Raw genomic sequence first — 19,657 nt, 5'->3', positions numbered from 1 at the left:
AAAAATATGAACTTACAAATCTCACATTTACGAAACCTGTACCTTTCTGGTGCGCTGAAACCAACTGATTTAGTGAAGGAACTGGATGCAGAAATTGGTAGTGAAGACAGTCGTCATATTTGGATTAGGCGTTTAACGCTTGAAGAGATGCAGGCTTTTGCTAAAAACCTAGAAGGAAAAAACATTGCAGAGTTACCTTTGTACGGCATACCGTTTGCCATTAAAGATAATATCGATTTAGCAGTCATACCCACCACTGCCGCTTGTCCAGAATATGCTTATACGCCTACCAAAAGTGCTACTGTCGTTCAAAAGTTGATTGATGCAGGTGCAATTCCTGTAGGCAAGACCAATTTAGACCAGTTTGCCACTGGCTTAGTCGGCACACGCTCACCATACGGAGCCTGCCAAAATAGCTTTAACTCTGAATATATTTCTGGTGGCTCAAGCGCAGGTTCAGCCGTTTCTGTGGCATTGGGGTTGGCAAGCTTTAGCTTGGGGACGGATACCGCAGGTTCTGGCCGAGTGCCAGCAGCGTTTAATAATTTGGTTGGACATAAACCAACGTGCGGCTTGTTGAGCACCAGCGGTGTCGTACCTGCCTGTCGGACACTTGATTGCGTTTCAATCTTCGCGCTCACTGCTGATGATGTGGCCAAAGTGCTTGAAAGCGCTCAAGGGTTTGATGAAGAAGATGCTTACTCACGAAAAGCGATTATTAGACTTAACGCGTTGTCAGGCAAGCCATTTTCATTTGGTGTGCCAAAGCCAGAACAACTGGCTTTCTTTAACAACACCGAAACCCCCGAACTTTTTAAGCAAGCGATTAAACAGTTAGAAGCCTTGGGCGGTAAATCTGTAGAGATTGATTTTGAGCCATTTTTAGAAACAGCGCGTTTGCTTTATGAAGGCCCATGGGTGGCAGAGCGATATGCCGCGATTCGTGATTTTTTTGAAACTAAACCTGAAGCGATTTTTCCCGTGACTAAACAAATCATAGGCGGTGCCACTAAGTTTAGTGCGGCAGATACTTATGTGTCGCAGTACAAACTGAAAGCGCTGCAACGTAAAGCCGAAGCCGTTTGGCAGACCATTGATTTATTGGTGACGCCAACTGCGGGCACCATATATACCATTGATGAAGTGAACGCTGAGCCAGTAAAATGTAATTCTAATTTAGGTTACTACACCAACTTTATGAACCTATTAGATTTGTCCGCAACCGCCGTGCCAACGGGGTTTCAACAAGATGGCTTGCCTTTTGGCGTCACCATTTCTGCGCCTGCATTTAAAGATATGTCTCTACTCACTTTAGCCGCCAAAATGCAAAAGATGTCTGCAAAAACATTAGGTGCAATGGGCTTGCCGTTCATTAAGTAAACTAAATTAAATTAATATCTAGAATAGAAACGAACCAATATGACCAGTAATCAAAAATTTATCCAAGTAGCTGTCTGCGGCGCACACATGACAGGCTTGCCATTAAATACGCAACTCACCAGTTTAGGCGGCACTTTTATTGAGGAAACCACCACCGCGCCAGAGTATAAGTTATATAAACTAAACGGCTTCACACCCGTGCGTCCAGGTTTGCTGCGCGTTGTGAGCGGCGGTGCGGCAATCACGCTAGAAGTATGGCAACTGCCAATTGAAAATTACGGCACATTTGTATCAGGCGTACCTGCGCCATTAGGTTTTGGCACGCTGACACTTGCGGATGGTCGCGCTGTAAATGGCTTTTTATGTGAGCATTACGCCACACTTAACTCGACGGATATTTCCGATTTAAGTGGATGGCGCAATTTCCTTAAAACGTCAGATTAAACCTTCTGATTTACGGCACCCTTAATTATTGAAACCCTTGATTCATGGCACCCTGTAATTATCTTGCGTCATTAAATCGATCCCACATTCAAGCTTTTCAACCCAATCGATAAACTGATTAACCATGGGCTTGCCGACAAAGGCGCGCCCATGTTGCGGGACGATAGATTCAATTTCAAGCTCGCGCACCATGTTTGCCCAAAAGCGACAGGCGCGGTTTGATGTCATATAACGGCGGTGAAATGGCAGCATGGTTGGCAGATGCGCATTAAAATCTGTCACAGGCTCAGCCGCTAAATCGTGATGCACTAATGATGCGCCCAAGTCGCCTGAAAACAATATTTTGCTGGTCACATCATAAAACTGAAAATTACCTTCAGAGTGTAAAAAATGAGCTGGAATCGCTTTAATCGTAGCGTTGCCCAGTTTAATGTCCATGCCTTTGTCTGGAATGCCGATAATGCGATTTTCAGTATTTCCCACGCTACAAAAGTGCGGTAAAAAACGCTCCCAAATGGCGGGTGCAAGCACTTTACACTCTGTACCGACTAACCATTTGTTAATTGACGCAACGATATCTGGATCCTGATGCGAAGCTAAAATATAGTTCAACTTACGAAAATGAAAATATTTCCCCATGCCCATCATTAAGGCGTTATAAGTCATATTGCCACCTGGGTCTATCAGCGCGCCATGGCCGTCACTTACTATCAGAAATTGATTTGATTGAACCGCATCTTGAGAAGCGTCAGAGTCGGATAAATCGCTGAATTTTATGCAGATGTGTTTGCCATTATTAAAAAGTTCGTTAGCCATGTTACTTTAATTGTCCTTCAATCCAAGAGTATCTAGTGTCATTGCGCGTGACTGTTAAAACAGGCGCCAAGTTTTGGTGATACAGCCTTGTAAGTCAAGCGGATAGGGCTTTAATTGAAGGGTGTTTGAGCTAAATCAATTAGGGGCTATTTGTTGAGTAAAAGCTATCAAGCGTTAAGCAATGTTTAATTTACTAAGACGCTGTTAAATTAATTGTATTTCCCTAGTGCATGTTACCTAGCGCAGGAAAAAGCCCTGTGAGGCCGTGAGCGATAAATTCAACTGCCATTGCAGCAAGAATCAACCCCATTAATCGCGTCACAATATTAATGCCTATTGTGCCTAATTTATCCGCAATATAACTAGAAAGCTGCAAAGTTAGCCAAATAAGAATAACAACTACAAATATTGGAATCACTAACGAGAGGTGTCCAAAAAAGGTTTTACTTTGTTGTGATGCAATAATCATACTGCCTATAGCGCCAGGTCCCGCGAGCAAAGGAATACTCAGTGGCACAATAGCAATCACATCGCGCTCTTCCAGTGTTTTAGCCTCTTCAGGAGTTTGCTTAGAGTGACTTTGTTTGGCATGCAGCATATTGATTGCAATTAATAGTATTAAGATCCCTCCACCCACTTGGAACGATGGAATCGTGATACTAAAAAACGCAAGAATCCCATCGCCAAATAAGGCAGAAGTTAGTAGCACCAGAAACACTGTAATAGCAACAACATTTGCTGTTCTTAACTTGTCTTTCCTATTCCATCCGTCTGTGGCGCTGATAAATATTGGCACACTTCCAATGGGGTTCACAATTGCAAACAGTGCTATTCCAATCTTAAATAGATAAGCCCAATCCATTATTTTAGCCTCTCAAAAACATTCACAAATACGATGATTAAGCCAAATGGCTGAATGAGTTCTGCGATATATCCCATAGATATACATTATTCGTTGATAACGGCTAAATCATACTCGATATTATGATTAACTAATCCAGTCTTTAGCGATAGTTTTAAGTACAGCATAGGCAAGCTTAAGTGCAGACTCTCTTGGGATTTGATTAGGAAACTAATCACAATCTAGATTAAGGTTCTAGATCTAATTTAATTGCATGTTTAGGCAATTCTACAAATAAGTTTTTAGATTTTAAATTGAGTATTATTTCCATAAATTCACCATCGTCATCATAAGAATAACCTACGGACCAAGTAGGAAATAATCTCTTGTTACTTAACTCACCTTCAATACGGATTTCTAAATCTAATTGTTTTAGATCATTTTTCATCAAATTCAACAGTTCAAATATTTTATTTTTTTCCCCTTCCAAAAAATGTATAAAATTACAGCCATCAAACACCATTAATCCAGTAATATTGTTTTTATTGTTGTGAGCCCTTAGTTCTTTAATAGTGTTTAATATTGAGTTAATTTCGAAATCAGGATTTATTTTGCTTGTAAATAATAAGCTATAAAGATTAGTCATTAGACATTCTTAGTTGAGATAAATATTCATACTAAGTTATTAAACCTATGGTCTTTATGTCAAAAGACGTAGATTTTGAAAATTAATTTTTTGGAATTCCCCATGCGTATTACCCCATGTTCAGAGTGCTCTCTTAGAAAATTGGAATGTTTTTCTAAGGCGACTTCTGATGAAATTTCATTTATACAGTCTTACAAAAAAACCGAAATTAAACTAAGTGCGGGCAAAACCTTGGTTCATCAAGGTAGCAGAAATGTTGAACTATATACCCTGAAATCAGGATGGGCATTTAGATATAGCTTGCTGGAAAACGGAAAGAGGCAAATATTAAATTTTATATTGCCAGGTGACTTTATCGGTTTACAAGCTGAGTTAGATAAAGAATTAAATTATGGAATCGAATCTCTAACAGAGTGCGTCTTTTGTGTATTTCCACAAGATAGGATAATGGATGTTTACTCTCAATATCCAACTTTAGGTTACGATCTAACTTGGCTCGCAGCTCACGGCGAGTTAATTGTGGATGAAAATTTAATTTCTGTTGGGGGTCGTAACGCATTACAACGAATAGCGATGCTTTTAGTTAGCTTATATAAAAGGGCAAGTTCGATTGGCGAAGTTGTAGATGAAAGTTTTAATTTTCCAATAACTCAGCAACATATTGCAGATTCAATGGGTTTGTCATTGGTTCATACTAATAAAACAATGGCAAAGCTTAAGCTATATGGCGTTCAAGAAATTACAAATAATAGGATTAAAATCAGAAGTTTAGATAAAATAGCGCGATTAGCGGAATATTATTCTTTGCCGTTACGGAATCGACCGTTGTTGTAAATTTAATGTCTTAATATAATTTATTTTTGCCGTTGTAAGGAATCGAAAGTTACTTTAGATTGAATGTTTTTAGAGATTGCAATCTGCAAAAAAATATATAGAAAATTTTTTCACGCATTAAAGATTAAAGGCATTAATGAATTCACCTGAATTTCTTGTTCAAGCTACGATATATCTTGCTTCCGCCATTATTCTGGTGCCTTTGTTTAAACGGCTAGGCTTAGGCTCTGTACTTGGTTACTTACTTGCTGGCATATTAATTGGGCCTTATGCATTAAAGCTGATTCCAGACCCTGAACAAGTGCTTCACTTTTCCGAGTTTGGCGTGGTGTTAATGCTTTTTCTGGTGGGCTTGGAACTTGAGTCTCAAAAAGTTTGGGAATTACGTAAAACGTTGTTTGGCTTAGGCGGTTTGCAAGTGCTTAGCACGGCTGCGCTAGTCACATTCGCTACACATATGATGGGTTTTACATGGCCAACTGCCATTGTAATTGGCATGGGGGTTGCGATGTCCTCCACGGCTATTGGGTTGACCTCGTTAGCCGAGAAAAAACAACTAAGCACGCCTGGCGGCCAAGCTTCATTTGCAACACTGCTTTTTCAGGATTTATCAGTCATTCCAATATTTATGCTACTGGCATTGATTGCACCTAACAATGCAGAATCTGGCTTTAATATATGGGCGGTGGCTAAAGCGATTGCCGTCATTTTGGCGATTATCATAGCTAGCCGCACCTTATTACGCCCCATTATGCGCATTGTTGCAAAAACGGGCATTCGTGAAATTTTCGTGGCGTTTTCATTACTTTTGGTCATTGGCGTTTCGCTGGCAATGCAGTCTGTTGGCTTATCTATGGCGCTAGGTACATTTCTCGCAGGGGTTTTGTTAGCAGACTCAGAATATAGATACGAGCTTAGGCTAGACATTGAGCCAGTTAAAGGCTTGCTCTTAGGCTTATTCTTTATTGCCGTGGGAATGTCAGTTGATTTATCGCTATTAGCTAATTCACCACTGCTGATTTTTGGCCTAGCCTTGTTAGTAGTAGCCACTAAAATGTCCATTTTAATTGGTCTGGCACGCTCGTTTAAATACACAATGCGTGATGCCTTATTATTTGGTGTAACCATTTCTCAAATAGGCGAGTTTGCCTTTGTTATATTTGGCGCGGCTTTCACGCAACAAACTATTCCGCGTGAAACCTACAATATTCTCAACGCAGTAGTCGCTGTATCAATGCTTATTACGCCAATTTTATTATTAATTTACGACCGATTTTTAGCCTTAGATTGTGGCGTGCGCCCCAAAGATACTATCGAAGAAAATAACGGCGTCATCATTGCTGGCTTTGGTCGATTTGGGCAAATTGTTGGTAGAGTGTTGCTCGCAAAAGGCATTACCCCCACATTGATTGATAACGACCCAAACCAAGTTGATTTAATGCGTGAGTTTGGTTGGCGCTGTTATTATGGCGATGCTTCAAGATTAGATTTATTAGAAGAAGCCGGCATAGCTAAAGCAAAACTATTCATTATTTCAGTTAATGACCCAGAAGCCACGCTGAACATGGCTAAACTGGTAAAAGAGCGCTGGCCAAACGTGGCAATTGTTGTGAGAGTAAGAAGCCGAACAGAAGCATTTGACATCCGTGATTTAGAATTGCACCCAATACGTGAGACTTTTTACTCATCACTTGAAGCCGCAAGACAGGCGTTAATAGCAATTGGCGAGTCAGCCACTTCCGCCGCTAACATCATTAAACATTTTGAAGTTCACGACTTAGAGCAACTTGAAGCGACCAGAAGCATTAGGCATGATAGAAGTGCAATTTACAACTTAACTGAAAAAGGTCGTCAAGATATCAAAACGCTTTTCGAATTAGAGCAAGTTGAAAGTAAGGTTAAGAGTGCGGACAAAGCTTAGCCTCAGCCAGATTTGAAAGTTAAAGTGCTTAAAGCCCTATAATAAACACCATAGTAACGCGGCATTGCACCTATTCTTAGTTGAGATAAGATGCGTGTCTAGTCTTAATGAAATTCATCAAATAAGGAATATCAGTGACAGGAATGACTTAATCACTGGTAATTGTAACCATGACAGATAGTAAAAATTTAGGTACAGAAAACGCTATGCTTCCAGAAAGCTTACAAGAGCAGCCCTCAGATTTTGTATTGCCGTCTCTGGCAGACCCCATAAAAGTTAACAGTGTGGCAATGATCATCATAGCCACACTAAGCATTATCTGGTTCTTAGATTGGGCGCAAAGCTTCCTCATCACCTTAATGCTGGGGATATTATTTGCTTATACTTTGAATCCGCTGGTCGTCTTAATGGAAAAAATTAGAATTCCACGATTGGTTGGTTCAACTATTGTCATCCTCATGGTAATTGCATCTATCATTTTTGCAGGCTATACGCTAAACGGGCAAATACAATCCATCATTGCTAAGCTCCCCGAAGCTGCCAGCAAGTTGAGTGCTGAGTTTATGCATAAAAAAGGCGATCCCCTAACCAGTATTCAACAAGTGCAGATGGTTGCTAATGAGATGGAAAAAGCCACCAATAATGTCAACGGTGCTTCAGTGACTCATAAAAAATCCACGTTGCATGTAGTTGTGGATGAACCTAAATTTAAGATTAACGATTATCTATGGCGTGGCTCACTCGGGATTTTTGGTTTTGTTGGGCAAACCATCATGATGGTTTTTCTTGCTTACTTTTTATTGCTTTCGGGCAACACCTTTAAACGTAAATTAGTTAAGCTAGCTGGGCCTACGCTTACACGTAAAAAAATCACCGTGCATATACTAGATGACATTAACAACTCCATTCAGCGCTATATGTTTATGCTGCTAGTTACTAATTTAATGGTTGGTATTTTAAGCTTGGCGGTATTTCGCTTAATGGGCTTGGATAATTCAGGAGCATGGGCCGCCGCCGCAGGGTTCCTACACATCATTCCCTACTTCGGCCCCGTGGCAACGGCTGCCGCGACAAGTATGGCAGCCTATATGCAGTTCGGCACGTTATACCCCGCATTATTGGTTGCTGGCGCCTCTATGGTAATTTCTGCAATTATCGGCATATTCGTCACCACATGGATGACAGGGCGCATCGCAAAAATGAACTCAGCAGCAGTATTTATCTCCTTGCTTTTCTGGGCATGGCTGTGGGGCGTAGGAGGTATGCTACTAGGCGTACCTATTATTGTGATTATTAAAGTGGTATCTGAGCGAATTGAACATTTACAATCAATTGCGGAGTTGCTGGGAGAGTAGCGGCTGCGTTTGTATTATGTTCTTTTTTTTATGATTAAATGTAAATGTTTATTAAGACCTGAGGTAAATGATGAAGCATTATCCGCAATTCGCTGTGCTTAGAGGTTTTGCATCAGTTTGGGTTTATATTGGCCATGCAATAATGATATGTGGCATAAGTTCCCGGTTTGTTCCATCTGGTGAGTTAGCAGTAGAGCTTTTCATGATTCTAAGTGGCTTCGTTATTACCCTACTTAGAATAAGCAAAGAAGAATCTTACGATGCTTACCTATTCAGAAGATTCATGCGCCTTTACCCACTATTTTTAGTAGCGCTATTAATGGGGTTAGCCACTATGCATCTTTATCTACCAGTATTGGGTCAAACTCCTCTTTTCACTGGGAATGCAGAAAAATTTATTGCCCGCGATTTAAGCGTAGAAAATTATTTCTGGCAACATATTGCTGCTCATTTAACAATGCTTCATGGCGCAATACCTGATAAGTATCTTCCTCAATCATCATTGGCATTTTCTGGGCCTCTCTGGTCAATTTCACTTGAATGGCAATTCTATTTGTTTGCCCCTTTAATAATTTGGGGATTGGATTGGCGTAAACAGAATCCTTATATTGTAACTTCAATGGTAGTCCTGCTCTTAAGCTCAGCAATTATTAGCGCTCGCTTTTGGACTCCAGGCATTGTTCCAGCTTTCCTGGGGCAACGCATCGACCTTTTTGTATTGGGTGTTCTTTGTGGAATATCTTGGAATACCGCTTTGAGGTCGCACATTCTTAAAACCGCAGTATTTTCTTTTGTCGCGATATTAGTATATCGGTATGGATTTCATCACAACAAGCTTCCATTATTAATGTGGTTTGCTGTTTATTTAACTGCATGTGCTGGCACAACTTATAAGTTAACGGGCTTGTTAAATGAAATTTTGAGCTCAAGATTGGCCGTTTGGATTGGAGATAGGTCTTATGGTTTATATGTCCTGCATATGCCTATCATGTTAGCTGTGGCTTATTACATTGCATTGCCCACATTCAGCAACAGCCGCAGCTTAGTATTTATTTCAATTCTTGTCATAAGTACGCCGCTAGTATTAGTTTTCACTGCACTTTGTTACACCTATATTGAAAAGCCGACGATTGCTTGGGCCAGAAATTATGGGAGAATATTAGATAAAAGTAACAAGGCTTAATGGTTCTAATAGCATTAACTTTAGGATCATTTTCTGCTCATTTAATTCCTAATTTTAATTATGAACGCTACGATATAAATAATCGTTTCAACCCTGATGCTAGAAGAAAGTCTAGTTAAGTTCTCTTTTACACATGCTTCATCGAACTTTAAAGCAATATTCCTTTTATTAAATTAACGCTTTTAATAAATATCCATTTGAGCTCAAGCTAAAAAAATTCATCTTAATTCACATTACCCTTCGCGTCATAACTATCTAAAAACTAGATTAATTAGCGCTAATATTTATACTTTTACATCCAATTTTATAGTGGTTTAATACTAATTATCCTAATCTATAGAAATAAAATCATGAAGCATTCACAACAATTGAACTTCAATAACCGTTATACATTAATAGCGATAGGCTTACATTGGCTGATGGCATTGCTCATTATTTCGTTATTTGCAGTCGGTCTTTATATGCATGATTTGCCTTTATCGCCTTGGAAGCTGAAAATCTTTTCTTGGCATAAATGGGCGGGGGTGACGGCATTTTTACTCGTGATGATAAGGCTGGGGTGGAGGTTTACGCATCGCCCACCTCCACTGCCAATTAGCATGTCTAAATCCGTTAAATTAGCGGCGCATATTGGGCATGGCTTACTTTATTTGTTGATGATTGCGATTCCGCTCACTGGTTGGTTGATGAGTTCGGCAAAAGGTTTTCAAACGGTTTATTTTGGCCTTATTCCTATCCCTGACCTGCTGGCTAAAAATAAGGAGCTTGGCAGTTTGTTAAGAGATGTGCATGAAACGTTGAATTTTGTGCTGATTGCAATTGTAATTGGGCACGCTGGCGCAGCATTTAAGCATCATTTTATTGATAAAGACGACGTACTGACGCGTATTTTGCCCAAACGTAAACATTAATTGACGAAAGAAAATATGATAAAAAAACTAATTACAAAACTAACTATGACACAAATTCTGGCTATCTTAATCGGCAGTTTGGTAATATCGTCCTTGGCTCAAGCCGTTGAATATACCAGCATTCAACAAGACAAAAGTAGCCTTGGTTTTGTCTATAAACAAATGGGTGTGCCAATCGACGGTAGCTTTAAGAAATTTACTACACAACTTAGTTTTGATCCAGCCAAGCTTGCCGCAGCAAAAGCCACTTTAGATATAGACCTTGCAAGTATTGATGCAGGCTCAGATGAAGCGAATGATGAGGTTGCTGGCAAGGAGTGGTTTAATGCTAAAGCCTTTCCACATGCAAAATTTGAATCTTCAAGCTTTAAATCATTAGGTGCAAATCGATATGAAGTGACGGGTAAGATGACCATTAAAGGACGTAGCCAGACGGTGAGTGCGCCTTTTACATTTAATCCTCAAGCATCGGGAACCCAAAGCTTAGTCGATGGTGCATTTGTGCTAAAACGCGCTGATTTTGCGATTGGTGAAGGGTCTTGGGCAGACTTTGGTACGGTAGCCAATGAAATTCAAATCAAGTTTCACTTTTTAGCTAAAGCCAAATAGTTTAAAAGGTTAACTTAAGCCGCTATTGCGCATTTCTCGTTTCGAATTTACTTTTAATACTCATTAAGAAGTATAAGTTTTGTAAGCATTTTGTAGGACAATCTCTTTTATACTTTAAAGATTGTGAGCATTAAATGTTACAAAAAGAGATGAATGGCAGTGACGCAAAACAAGACAAACTATCTGCTGAATTAACTGCTATTAAGAAAAATCTTGAGGATTTAGAGCTTGCAGGTCAGGCAATTACTGAAGGCATTTGGGTTTTGCATATGGTGAATGGTGATCCTGACCATAAAGACAGCAAAATTGAATGGTCTAAGCAGTTTAGAACGTTATTAGGGCATGAGCGAGTAGATGATTTTCCTAATGGTTGGGAAAGTTGGCTGAATGCTATTCATAATGAAGATAAGCAACAAGCATTGGATGCTTTTAGTGCGCATTTGAACGATGCTGGTGGAAATACTCCTTACAATGTTGAGTACCGATTAAAGACTGCAAATCGTGGCTATGTGTGGTTTCGTGAACGTGCTGTCACCGCTCGTAGTCCATCTGGTATAGCGCTTCGTTCCGCAGGTGCAATTCGGGATATTAGTGATGAGAGAAACGCCAAAGAGCTTCATCAATTGAATGTTGTTCGCAATGAAGAGAACATGCGAAAAATATTAAGTGTGGCGGATACGATTAATCAAATCGCCATGCAAATTAATATTCTGGCAATTAATGCCGCGATTGAAGCCGCTCGCGCAGGGGAAGCTGGCAGAGGTTTTGCAGTGGTAGCCACTGAAGTGCGCAAACTATCAGAGCGGACCACGCAAGCCATGAACGAAATACGCTCTATGGCAAATAAATAGTTTGGCGATAAATTTTCTTATGCTAATTGGTCTGCTTCTTTGCATGGTTGCTTTGGGCGATATTCAAGTTCAGATAGCGTTTGGATTTATGCAATAACACATCGCAACTCCCAGCCTCTGCGATTGAAACGCAGCCGCTTAATTGCTGATGACAAATGATTCATCTAGTGGCGATAGCCAGTCACGGCACAGTAAGGTTTACTGATTAAGTTAACTTTCTCGTAATATCGAATTGTTTCAAAATTACCGCATATCTTATGGCTTTAAGCGCTAATCGTATATTTATCTAACTTGGCTTGCCCCTATATTCAATACAGGCATTATGATAATGACTCTCTACTTAAGGAAGGATATTTGATGAGCGCAAATTGTTGTTCACCTACTGAGCCTAAACAAGGCAATGGTCACGACGGACGTTATCGTAAAATATTGTGGATTGCTTTAATAGTCAATTTCAGCATGTTTGTGGTTGAAATTGTGTCAGGGGTGAAAGCTAACTCAGTATCTTTGTTAGCTGACTCTTTAGACTTTCTAGGTGATGCCGCTAATTACGGTATAAGCCTTTGGGTTTTAGGCATGGCGATTACAATACGAGCCAAGGCATCATTAATCAAAGCCATATCGATGGCGGCTTTTGGGGTTTGGGTGCTGGTTAGTGCAGTATGGCATTTTATTAATGGCGTTGTTCCAAGCGCAGAAACCATGGGGATCATTGGTGTGGTGGCATTAATCGCCAATCTAGCCGTAGCCGCATTGCTTTATGCCTATAGAGAAGGCGACAGCAATATGCGTGGTGTTTGGCTTTGCACCCGCAATGATGCTATTGGTAATGTAGCCGTAATTCTTGCTGCAATAGGTGTTTTTGGCACAGGCGCTGCTTGGCCAGATTTGTTAGTAGCTATTATCATGGCAAGCCTAGCATTGCAATCAGCAGGGAGTGTGATTATGCATGCACGGACTGAGCTCTCAGGGTAATTTAAGCTTTAATTGGCAAATTAGTAATACGTATTTACTATATAAATATTGACACAGTATTGCCTGCAAAAATTTAGCTGATTTAGATAAATTACCGATTTTAATTGCATGCCCAGAAGAGTTAAATATTGATAGTTTAGGCAGGACTTAGTTCTATAAATTTGAATGATTAAATACTATTTAAATATTTACATTATTAAGCCTTTACATGAGAATGACGTAACCTCTGCAGTACTTTAAAAGTGCTCTTCAAATTTCTTTCAGATAATAGATACATTTACTTACCCATGACATTAAACATTTATCTTCTTTTGAAATATACACATAAAATAAAATAATGGGAAAAATAAACAAGGGTAAAACCCCCATTAATAGATTATCTGAACTTATCGATCTCGAGAAAAAAGATATTCACTTATTGATTGCTTTAACTTTTGGTTATGGGCTTCTTGGCATTGCTACCCCTATCGCCGTTCAAGCGCTGGTGAATATTGTGGCGATGGGAGGCGTATTTCAACCTCTTTTCACAGTGACATTTATTCTATTTGTCTTGCTGGTTTTAGCAGGAGTTCTTTATGTATTTGAGATATACATCGTAGAGTTAATACAGAGGAGGTTATTTGTTAGAACTTCACTTAACGTAGCGAAGAATGCACAAGGCATCGATCCCTCTGTCTATGATCATAGCAACCCAGTGGAGCTCATGAATCGATTTTTCGATATCAGTACCCTACAAAAAGCAATGGCAACGTTACTTACGAGTGGTTTAGTAGCTTTGTTACAAGGGGTAATTGGCAGTGTGATTTTGATTTTTTATAGTTTATATTTTGCCATTATTATAGTGGTACTGTTAGCTATGTTGGCATTCATCATCTTTGTTTTGGGCAAGAAAGGGGTTGATACAGCTATTGATGAATCAAAATCGAAATACGCTACAGCAGAATGGCTCGAGACTATTGCTAGAAATTTGTATGTATTCAAATTTTTTAATGGTCAAGAGCGTGAAAGAGCGATTAGTAATCAGCTTGCTAGCAACTATCTAAAATTTAGACAAATTCATTTCAGTACCTTACTTTTCCAAAACATTGGTGCAGTGTCTCTTTATGCAATTGTGGGAACATTAATGCTTGCCCAGGGCGGGTGGTTAGTAATTAAAGGTCAGATTAATTTAGGCCAGTTTGTTGCAGCTGAGTTGATCATTTTTGGCGTTTTAGCTGCGTTCGTTCGTTTTATTAATAAGCTCGAAGATTTTTACGACATGTTGGCAGCTCTCGACAAACTTGGTTTTATTGACGACTTGCCACAAGAGCCCCTAGGATCATTTAAAGTTTCAAATGATAACCTGAGCTTCATTGAGGCGTGCAATCTTTCGTTTACTTTTTCTGACGGGGCCGACTTAATTAAAGACGTAAAATTTCTTCTTTCCAAGGGCGATAACTTAGCGATTTTCGGCGCATCTGGCGTTGGTAAAACAACTTTGATTGATTTAATAACGGGTCTCAGAAAGCCATCTTTTGGACATGTCGAATTTGATGGAAACGACTTAAGGCAACTTAATAAAAATATTCTGCGAAACTCTATAGGTATAGCTGGCAGGGTTGAGGTGATTGAAGGGTCGATTTTAGAGAACATCGTTCTTCAACGTGCAAATATAAATTTAAGTGACGTTAATTTAGTCTTGAGAGAGTTAGGCTTACATACATATTTTACGAGTTTAGAAAAAGGCCTAGATACACAATTAACTGCCTTTGGTGCCCCTTTATCCACTGCTCAATTACAACGCTTAATGTTGGCTAGAGCGATTGTTGGTAAACCTAAGCTGTTGATAATAGATGGTCTTTTAGACAACTTAACAAATACCGAACTCAGGTCAGTGCTAAATCTTCTTGAATTGCATAAATCAGAGTGGATGCTTCTGGTGACGACTCGTTTTGAAGATATTGCCAATCAATTCAATCGTACAATTGCACTTACTCTGCAGAATGGGGACGCGAGTGAATTGGGAAAATAACAAGCAAATCGATGCGTTGGTGTCTTCCGAAACCCCAAGATATGTTGTACGTTGCGTAAAAATTTTGGGATTAGTCTTCTTTGTACTGCCTTTAATGGCCTTGTTTCTGCCTTGGCAACAAAATGTCACTGCCAGTGGGAAAGTAACAGCATTTTCTCCCTCTGAAAGGGTACAAACTATAGATGCTCCTTTGAATGGTGTGATCAGCAAATGGCACGTGCAGGAGGGTAGCAATGTTAAAGAGGGAGATGTTTTAGTTGAAATCAGTGATATTGATCCTAGGTTCAAAGATAGATTAGAAAGTCAAAAAAGCAATCTTGAAACCAAGCTAATGGCAAAACAAGATGAGTTAAAGTCTTATCAAGTTCAGCAACTTAATTTTATTTCATCGCGTGATGCAAAAATATCCGCTGCACGATTCAAGCTAGATGTCGCTCAACAGAAAATAATCTCAGCGACTGAAGCAATTAGCTCAGCCAAAGCAACTGCAGACGCTGCCGAGTTTCAAAATAATCGTATGCAACGTTTATTTGCGGAAGGATTAGTATCCCAGCGGGATCTTGAAATCTCTCAACGAGATTTGATTATTGCAAATAGGAACTTCACAAGTGCACAAGCACAACAAAACTCTGCTAAAGCAGAGGCAAATTCCGCACAAGCCGAAATTCAGCAAATAGGCGCTGATACTCAAGCATCAATTGATTCTAGCGCTGCTGTAATTAATAAGATAAAGGGAGAGCTGGCGGATAGTCAGAACGGCCTCACTGCTTCTGAAATTAATTTATCTCGGCAAAATATGCAAAAGATAATTGCGCCGCGCGCTGGCACCATATTCAGGTTGCCAGTTAACTCGCAATCCCAAATGATTTCTCAAGGAGAACCATTACTGGTCATTTTACCTGACACCAAGGAAAGAGCTATCGAGCTTTGGGTAAATGGTCGTGACGCATCCCTCATTACTAAAGACAGCATGGTCAGAGTTGAATTTGAGGGCTGGCCTGCAATTCAGGTGCCTGGTTGGGCTAAGGTGGGAATAGGCACCTTTGTTGGAAAAGTATCGTTTATCGATCCTACTGATAACGGGAAGGGGAGTTTTCGTGTCATGGTGATTCCTCATAGTGATTATCCGAGTTGGCCTTCGGAAAGATTTATACGGCAGGGCGTTAGCGCTAAAGGCTGGATTTTATTGGAAAATGTAACGATTGGTTATGAGATATGGCGCCAGCTCAATGGTTTCCCTCCTCGCATTCCTGAGCTGCAATCCTATCTTAATGAAGAAATCTCAAGCAAAACCAAATGAGTTTGCATCCTAAAAGGCTTAATCAAAAGAAGGTAACAGGGATTCTTGTTTCGTTTCTTTTTTTTAATTTATTCACACTGTCTGAGTTGCTTTATGCAGAGGAGAATGCCAAGGTAATTGTAAATCAAGCAGAGCAACGACTAGGAGCAGAGGAGAGTCTCTCTTTAGACTTATACACACTTAAGCCACCTAAGACTCTTAAAGATGCCGTTGACGATTACAATTCAGACCGAAACAAGAAAGAAACGAAACCATTAAAAATTGATATCCAAAAGGCACTGGAAGCTTTTGATGAGTCTGATCCATCAAACAGACTAAGACAAAACTCCGATAACCAATCTTCAAACCAAATAAGTATTGCAGATGCTCGGATAAGAGCGTTAAAAAATAACTTATTAATCAAAGTAATTCGTATTGATCCACTCATAGCCGCAGCGGATGTCCGTGAGGAGCAAGCTAAATTCGACAACATATTGTTTGCCTACGCTAAATATGCCCAATTAGACGCACCTAAAGCTTCAAGCGATAAAGTGAAATTTACATCTGACAATCCTTCGCTTAATGACCAAGAAGTTAAACTTAGCAATTTGGAAAAAGATGTAAACACATTTCAGCTCGAAGCAGGCATCAAAGTCCCTTTGCGCTCTGGTGGCTTTGTTACATTGAGTTCTCCGCTAGAGAACAAAGTGAGTAATGGAAAGTTTAAAAGTGATGAATACCGCAGTGCTCTCCGCTTTTCAATTAGTCAGCCCTTGCTCAGAAACGCTGGTTTAGGTGTAAACGAGGCTAGTATTCGCGTTGCAGAGTTCTCACAACAGGCTGTAGAGCTTAAAACCCGGTTGCAGTCCATACGCATTATTGCGACTGTTGATAAAGCCTATTGGGCTTTGTATGAAGCCTGGGGGCAGTTGGATGTGAGGCGTCAGCAGTTTGAATATGCTAACCAAAACTTAGCCATGGTTAAACATCGTGTCCAAGAAGGGATAAGTCCCAGGGTTGAAATCAACCGCGCTGAAATTGGTGTTGCTGACCGAATGGATAGCCTAATCGTGGCAGAAACTAATCTTAAATTAGCGGAGCGCCAAATACGGTTTTATATGAACGATATAGACACGAATTACATGGCTGACCCTCTCATTCCAAATACCTCACCTAACCTTGTCAAATATGAATTTAATCGAAGTAAATTACTTAACGACGCACTTTCTGGGCGAGTGGAACTTTTAGAACAAGAGCTTAAAATCGCTGCCGATCTTACTAAAATTGATTATCTTGAAAATCAAACCTTGCCGATTTTCACCATTGATTATCAATATGGCGCATTATCCAATACTAATAATAGCTTTGGTAATAGTTACCGAAACGTGTTGGATGGGCAATTTAAAGATTGGTCTGTAGGGCTAAAATTTGAAATGCCATTGACCAACGAAGCCAGTAAAGCTAGGCTTGAGAGTTCTATACAACAGCGCAATCAAAAACTTGCTACTAAAACACTGCAAGTATTGACAGTAAAAAAAGAAATTTATGATGCACTTGATTATGTTGACCAAAACTGGCAACGGATAATTGCAGCAAGGCAACAAGTACTGATTGCTGGCTTAAACTATGAAGCTGAACTTAAACAGTTTAATGAAGGGCTGCGCACGATGACAGAGGTGCTAGAAACGCTCACTCGTTTGGGAGAAGCCCAAATTAAGGAAGTTCACGCGATTGGAGAATATCAAATTTCATTAGTTGATACAGCATATGCAACTGGTACATTGCTTGGTTATAGCAAGTTAGATTTTAACTAGGAGCTCCTACTCTCAGCCGTGCTTGTCAACCTCTTCATAGCTAAAGCTTAGTGAAAAAGTTTTCATTCCAATATCTGCCCAATATCTGATCTATACTTAAAAGATATAGTGGTTCACATCCAACCAGTCACTCGCTGTAGAAGCGTATTTCTAATATGAATAAGGCAAACCTACTTTTTAGCTTGGATCTGGCCTCAATTAATGGTAAATCTGGATGGACTGTTTCACTACCTCTTTTCTCTACCAAATCCCTAGGTTTATTGAGTAGAAAGTCGTTCTTTCACCAAGATCAAGCAAAAGCAAGAAAAGCAATTGCGTTTCCGTTGAGTGTAATGCTGTGAATGTCATTCGTGAACAGATCGGCAAGCATCCAACGCATGTGTTTAGTTATCACGGTAATTCGATTATCCAAGTGAATACTAAAACATTGGCGTGCTGCACTACTGAAAGACGGTATAACGAGCTTCGCTTGCATAGTTAACGATATATATGTGCATGCTGGAACATAGTTGCATGTATTACAATAGCTATGCGGTTGGTAATGTGTAGAAAATGTGAGTTGGTATCAATAATATAAATCCACCTCGGGCCAAAGCTGCTATCTATATAATTTCCTCAGGCGACCTCTTAAAGTAGAGCTCGAGAAGTAGTCAATATACTTAATTTCCACTCTCTATCTACGTGATCCATGCAGATTTTGCATAAAAATAAGGGTTGAATGACCTAGTAATATCTAAGAATTAGCTCGGTTATATTTTTATGAAAAATATGATGGAGGCTTTATCGGCGTCATAAAGATTAGTCTATACGGACTATTTTTACTTTTAAAATAAGCTGCTAACCTATCAGTAAGAGGTATAGGGTAAGTGTAATTACTTTCAACTTTTCTAAATGCTTGATTTAAAAAGGAACTCCCTATGAGATCATTTAAAAGTAGCCTGTACTTTCTATGGATGATAGCATTTTCGTCACCAGCATTGGCGGCTTCTGCCTCTGCCTATATGGATAGTTTTAGTTTGGAAGTATCGGGGGGCAGTATTACACAGCGCGACAACTCTTTCGCGAGCACGAATGTTTCTGTCATCGGAAATACACAACAAAACTATTCTTATACGCCCAATGCGGATTTCTCTTTTGTATCGTCAACGTCACTTGCCAATGTCACAGATAACGCAAATGCAGCACTGTCTTTCGGACCTAATAACCAGAACTCTTACATGTCGGCAGATGTGGTTGGGCAGGATCAGCACTTTACTTTCGCGCAGTCGACATTATTTTATACTTATAACTATCAAGCCAATACGATCGTAACTATTTCCGCTGATGCGTTCATAGACTTTCAACCCGATCCTGAAAGTAAACATCTTGCTACTAGTGCTGCTTCGTTAGGTCTTAGAGATGTGATTAACCCTAATGACTATTCTTTCAGCAGCTTATTAATTGAGCAAGATACTACTCTGCCTTATAACAGTTTCGAAAGATTAACAGCCACGTTTCTGGCGCCGATAGATACCATATTGTTTATTAGCTACGGTGTAACAGCCCGCATTAATGATGCGCCTATCACAACACCTGTACCCGAACCTGAAACCTACGCCATGATGCTGATAGGCTTGACGTTGATTGGTTTTTTCACCACACGCCGTCAGTCAAGTTAGGTCTATAGATCAAGAAAACTGCAGTCATGAAGAGTCTGCCGATAGAGGTTGCGTTTGATATTCAGGTGCCTATTGAATTTAGATGAGGCGCGGTTAGCAGACTTTAAATTATTTGGTGCCCAGATTCAT

General features: G+C 39.8%; 17 protein-coding genes. 14 read left to right on the top strand and 3 right to left on the bottom strand.

The features are described 5' to 3' along the window. Window positions 1-6 precede the first annotated feature (6 nt). Window positions 7-1,380, top strand: coding sequence for an allophanate hydrolase (atzF, locus tag PSV17_RS11790; RefSeq protein ID WP_300482849.1), 1,374 nt, complete (start codon window positions 7-9; stop codon window positions 1,378-1,380). A 39-nt stretch (window positions 1,381-1,419) separates the two neighbouring features. Continuing rightward, window positions 1,420-1,824 carry an amidase gene (locus PSV17_RS11785; RefSeq protein WP_300482848.1) on the top strand — a complete coding sequence of 135 codons (405 nt, stop codon included), beginning with the start codon at window positions 1,420-1,422 and terminating at the stop codon, window positions 1,822-1,824. A 42-nt stretch (window positions 1,825-1,866) separates the two neighbouring features. Here the strand turns inward: PSV17_RS11785 and PSV17_RS11780 are convergent, their stop codons facing one another. The 3 genes from PSV17_RS11780 to PSV17_RS11770 form a co-directional block, all read right to left on the bottom strand. Next, on the bottom strand, window positions 1,867-2,640 hold the full coding sequence (locus PSV17_RS11780) for an MBL fold metallo-hydrolase (protein WP_300482847.1): 774 nt from the start codon (window positions 2,638-2,640) through the stop codon (window positions 1,867-1,869). A gap of 223 nt (window positions 2,641-2,863) precedes the next feature. Continuing rightward, on the bottom strand, window positions 2,864-3,502 hold the full coding sequence (locus tag PSV17_RS11775; RefSeq protein ID WP_300482845.1) for a MarC family protein: 639 nt from the start codon (window positions 3,500-3,502) through the stop codon (window positions 2,864-2,866). A 226-nt stretch (window positions 3,503-3,728) separates the two neighbouring features. Beyond that, window positions 3,729-4,127 (bottom strand): BLUF domain-containing protein, encoded by a 399-nt coding sequence (locus tag PSV17_RS11770; RefSeq protein ID WP_300482843.1) that lies wholly within the window; start codon window positions 4,125-4,127, stop codon window positions 3,729-3,731. A gap of 102 nt (window positions 4,128-4,229) precedes the next feature. Here PSV17_RS11770 and PSV17_RS11765 point away from each other — a divergent pair, with 102 nt between their 5' ends. From PSV17_RS11765 to PSV17_RS11710, 12 genes are all read left to right on the top strand, one after another. Then, window positions 4,230-4,961 carry a Crp/Fnr family transcriptional regulator gene (locus tag PSV17_RS11765; RefSeq protein WP_300482842.1) on the top strand — a complete coding sequence of 244 codons (732 nt, stop codon included), beginning with the start codon at window positions 4,230-4,232 and terminating at the stop codon, window positions 4,959-4,961. Between the two features lie 136 nt (window positions 4,962-5,097). Then, a complete protein-coding gene (locus PSV17_RS11760; protein WP_300482841.1) occupies window positions 5,098-6,882 on the top strand; it encodes a monovalent cation:proton antiporter-2 (CPA2) family protein in 1,785 nt (594 codons plus the stop codon). Window positions 6,883-7,052: 170 nt separating this feature from the next. Continuing rightward, complete coding sequence (locus PSV17_RS11755; RefSeq protein ID WP_300482839.1) at window positions 7,053-8,237, top strand: AI-2E family transporter; 1,185 nt, start codon at window positions 7,053-7,055, stop codon at window positions 8,235-8,237. A 67-nt stretch (window positions 8,238-8,304) separates the two neighbouring features. After that, window positions 8,305-9,420 (top strand): acyltransferase, encoded by a 1,116-nt coding sequence (locus tag PSV17_RS11750; protein WP_300482838.1) that lies wholly within the window; start codon window positions 8,305-8,307, stop codon window positions 9,418-9,420. A gap of 350 nt (window positions 9,421-9,770) precedes the next feature. After that, entirely contained in the window at window positions 9,771-10,331 is a 561-nt protein-coding gene (locus PSV17_RS11745; RefSeq protein WP_366910636.1) for a cytochrome b, read from the top strand. Window positions 10,332-10,346: 15 nt separating this feature from the next. After that, window positions 10,347-10,940, top strand: coding sequence for a YceI family protein (locus PSV17_RS11740; RefSeq protein WP_300482836.1), 594 nt, complete (start codon window positions 10,347-10,349; stop codon window positions 10,938-10,940). Between the two features lie 134 nt (window positions 10,941-11,074). Continuing rightward, window positions 11,075-11,791 carry a methyl-accepting chemotaxis protein gene (locus tag PSV17_RS11735; protein WP_300482834.1) on the top strand — a complete coding sequence of 239 codons (717 nt, stop codon included), beginning with the start codon at window positions 11,075-11,077 and terminating at the stop codon, window positions 11,789-11,791. 357 nt (window positions 11,792-12,148) lie between these two features. Then, complete coding sequence (locus PSV17_RS11730) at window positions 12,149-12,766, top strand: cation diffusion facilitator family transporter (protein ID WP_300482832.1); 618 nt, start codon at window positions 12,149-12,151, stop codon at window positions 12,764-12,766. Window positions 12,767-13,103: 337 nt separating this feature from the next. After that, window positions 13,104-14,777: an ATP-binding cassette domain-containing protein gene (locus tag PSV17_RS11725; RefSeq protein ID WP_300482829.1), complete on the top strand. Its 1,674-nt coding sequence runs from the start codon at window positions 13,104-13,106 to the stop codon at window positions 14,775-14,777. Further along, the gene (locus tag PSV17_RS11720; protein ID WP_300482827.1) at window positions 14,761-16,077 is read left to right on the top strand and encodes an HlyD family efflux transporter periplasmic adaptor subunit; all 1,317 of its coding nucleotides are present in this window, start codon (window positions 14,761-14,763) and stop codon (window positions 16,075-16,077) included. The genes PSV17_RS11725 and PSV17_RS11720 overlap by 17 nt, the downstream gene beginning before the upstream one ends. Further along, window positions 16,074-17,870 carry a TolC family protein gene (locus PSV17_RS11715; protein WP_300482825.1) on the top strand — a complete coding sequence of 599 codons (1,797 nt, stop codon included), beginning with the start codon at window positions 16,074-16,076 and terminating at the stop codon, window positions 17,868-17,870. The genes PSV17_RS11720 and PSV17_RS11715 overlap by 4 nt, the downstream gene beginning before the upstream one ends. 917 nt (window positions 17,871-18,787) lie before the next feature. Beyond that, on the top strand, window positions 18,788-19,528 hold the full coding sequence (locus PSV17_RS11710) for a PEP-CTERM sorting domain-containing protein (protein ID WP_300482823.1): 741 nt from the start codon (window positions 18,788-18,790) through the stop codon (window positions 19,526-19,528). Window positions 19,529-19,657: the final 129 nt, after the last annotated feature.

It is taken from the genome of Methylotenera sp. (assembly GCF_029946165.1).
Classification (GTDB): domain Bacteria; phylum Pseudomonadota; class Gammaproteobacteria; order Burkholderiales; family Methylophilaceae; genus Methylotenera.
This window is presented reverse-complemented; position numbering and strand designations above follow the sequence as displayed.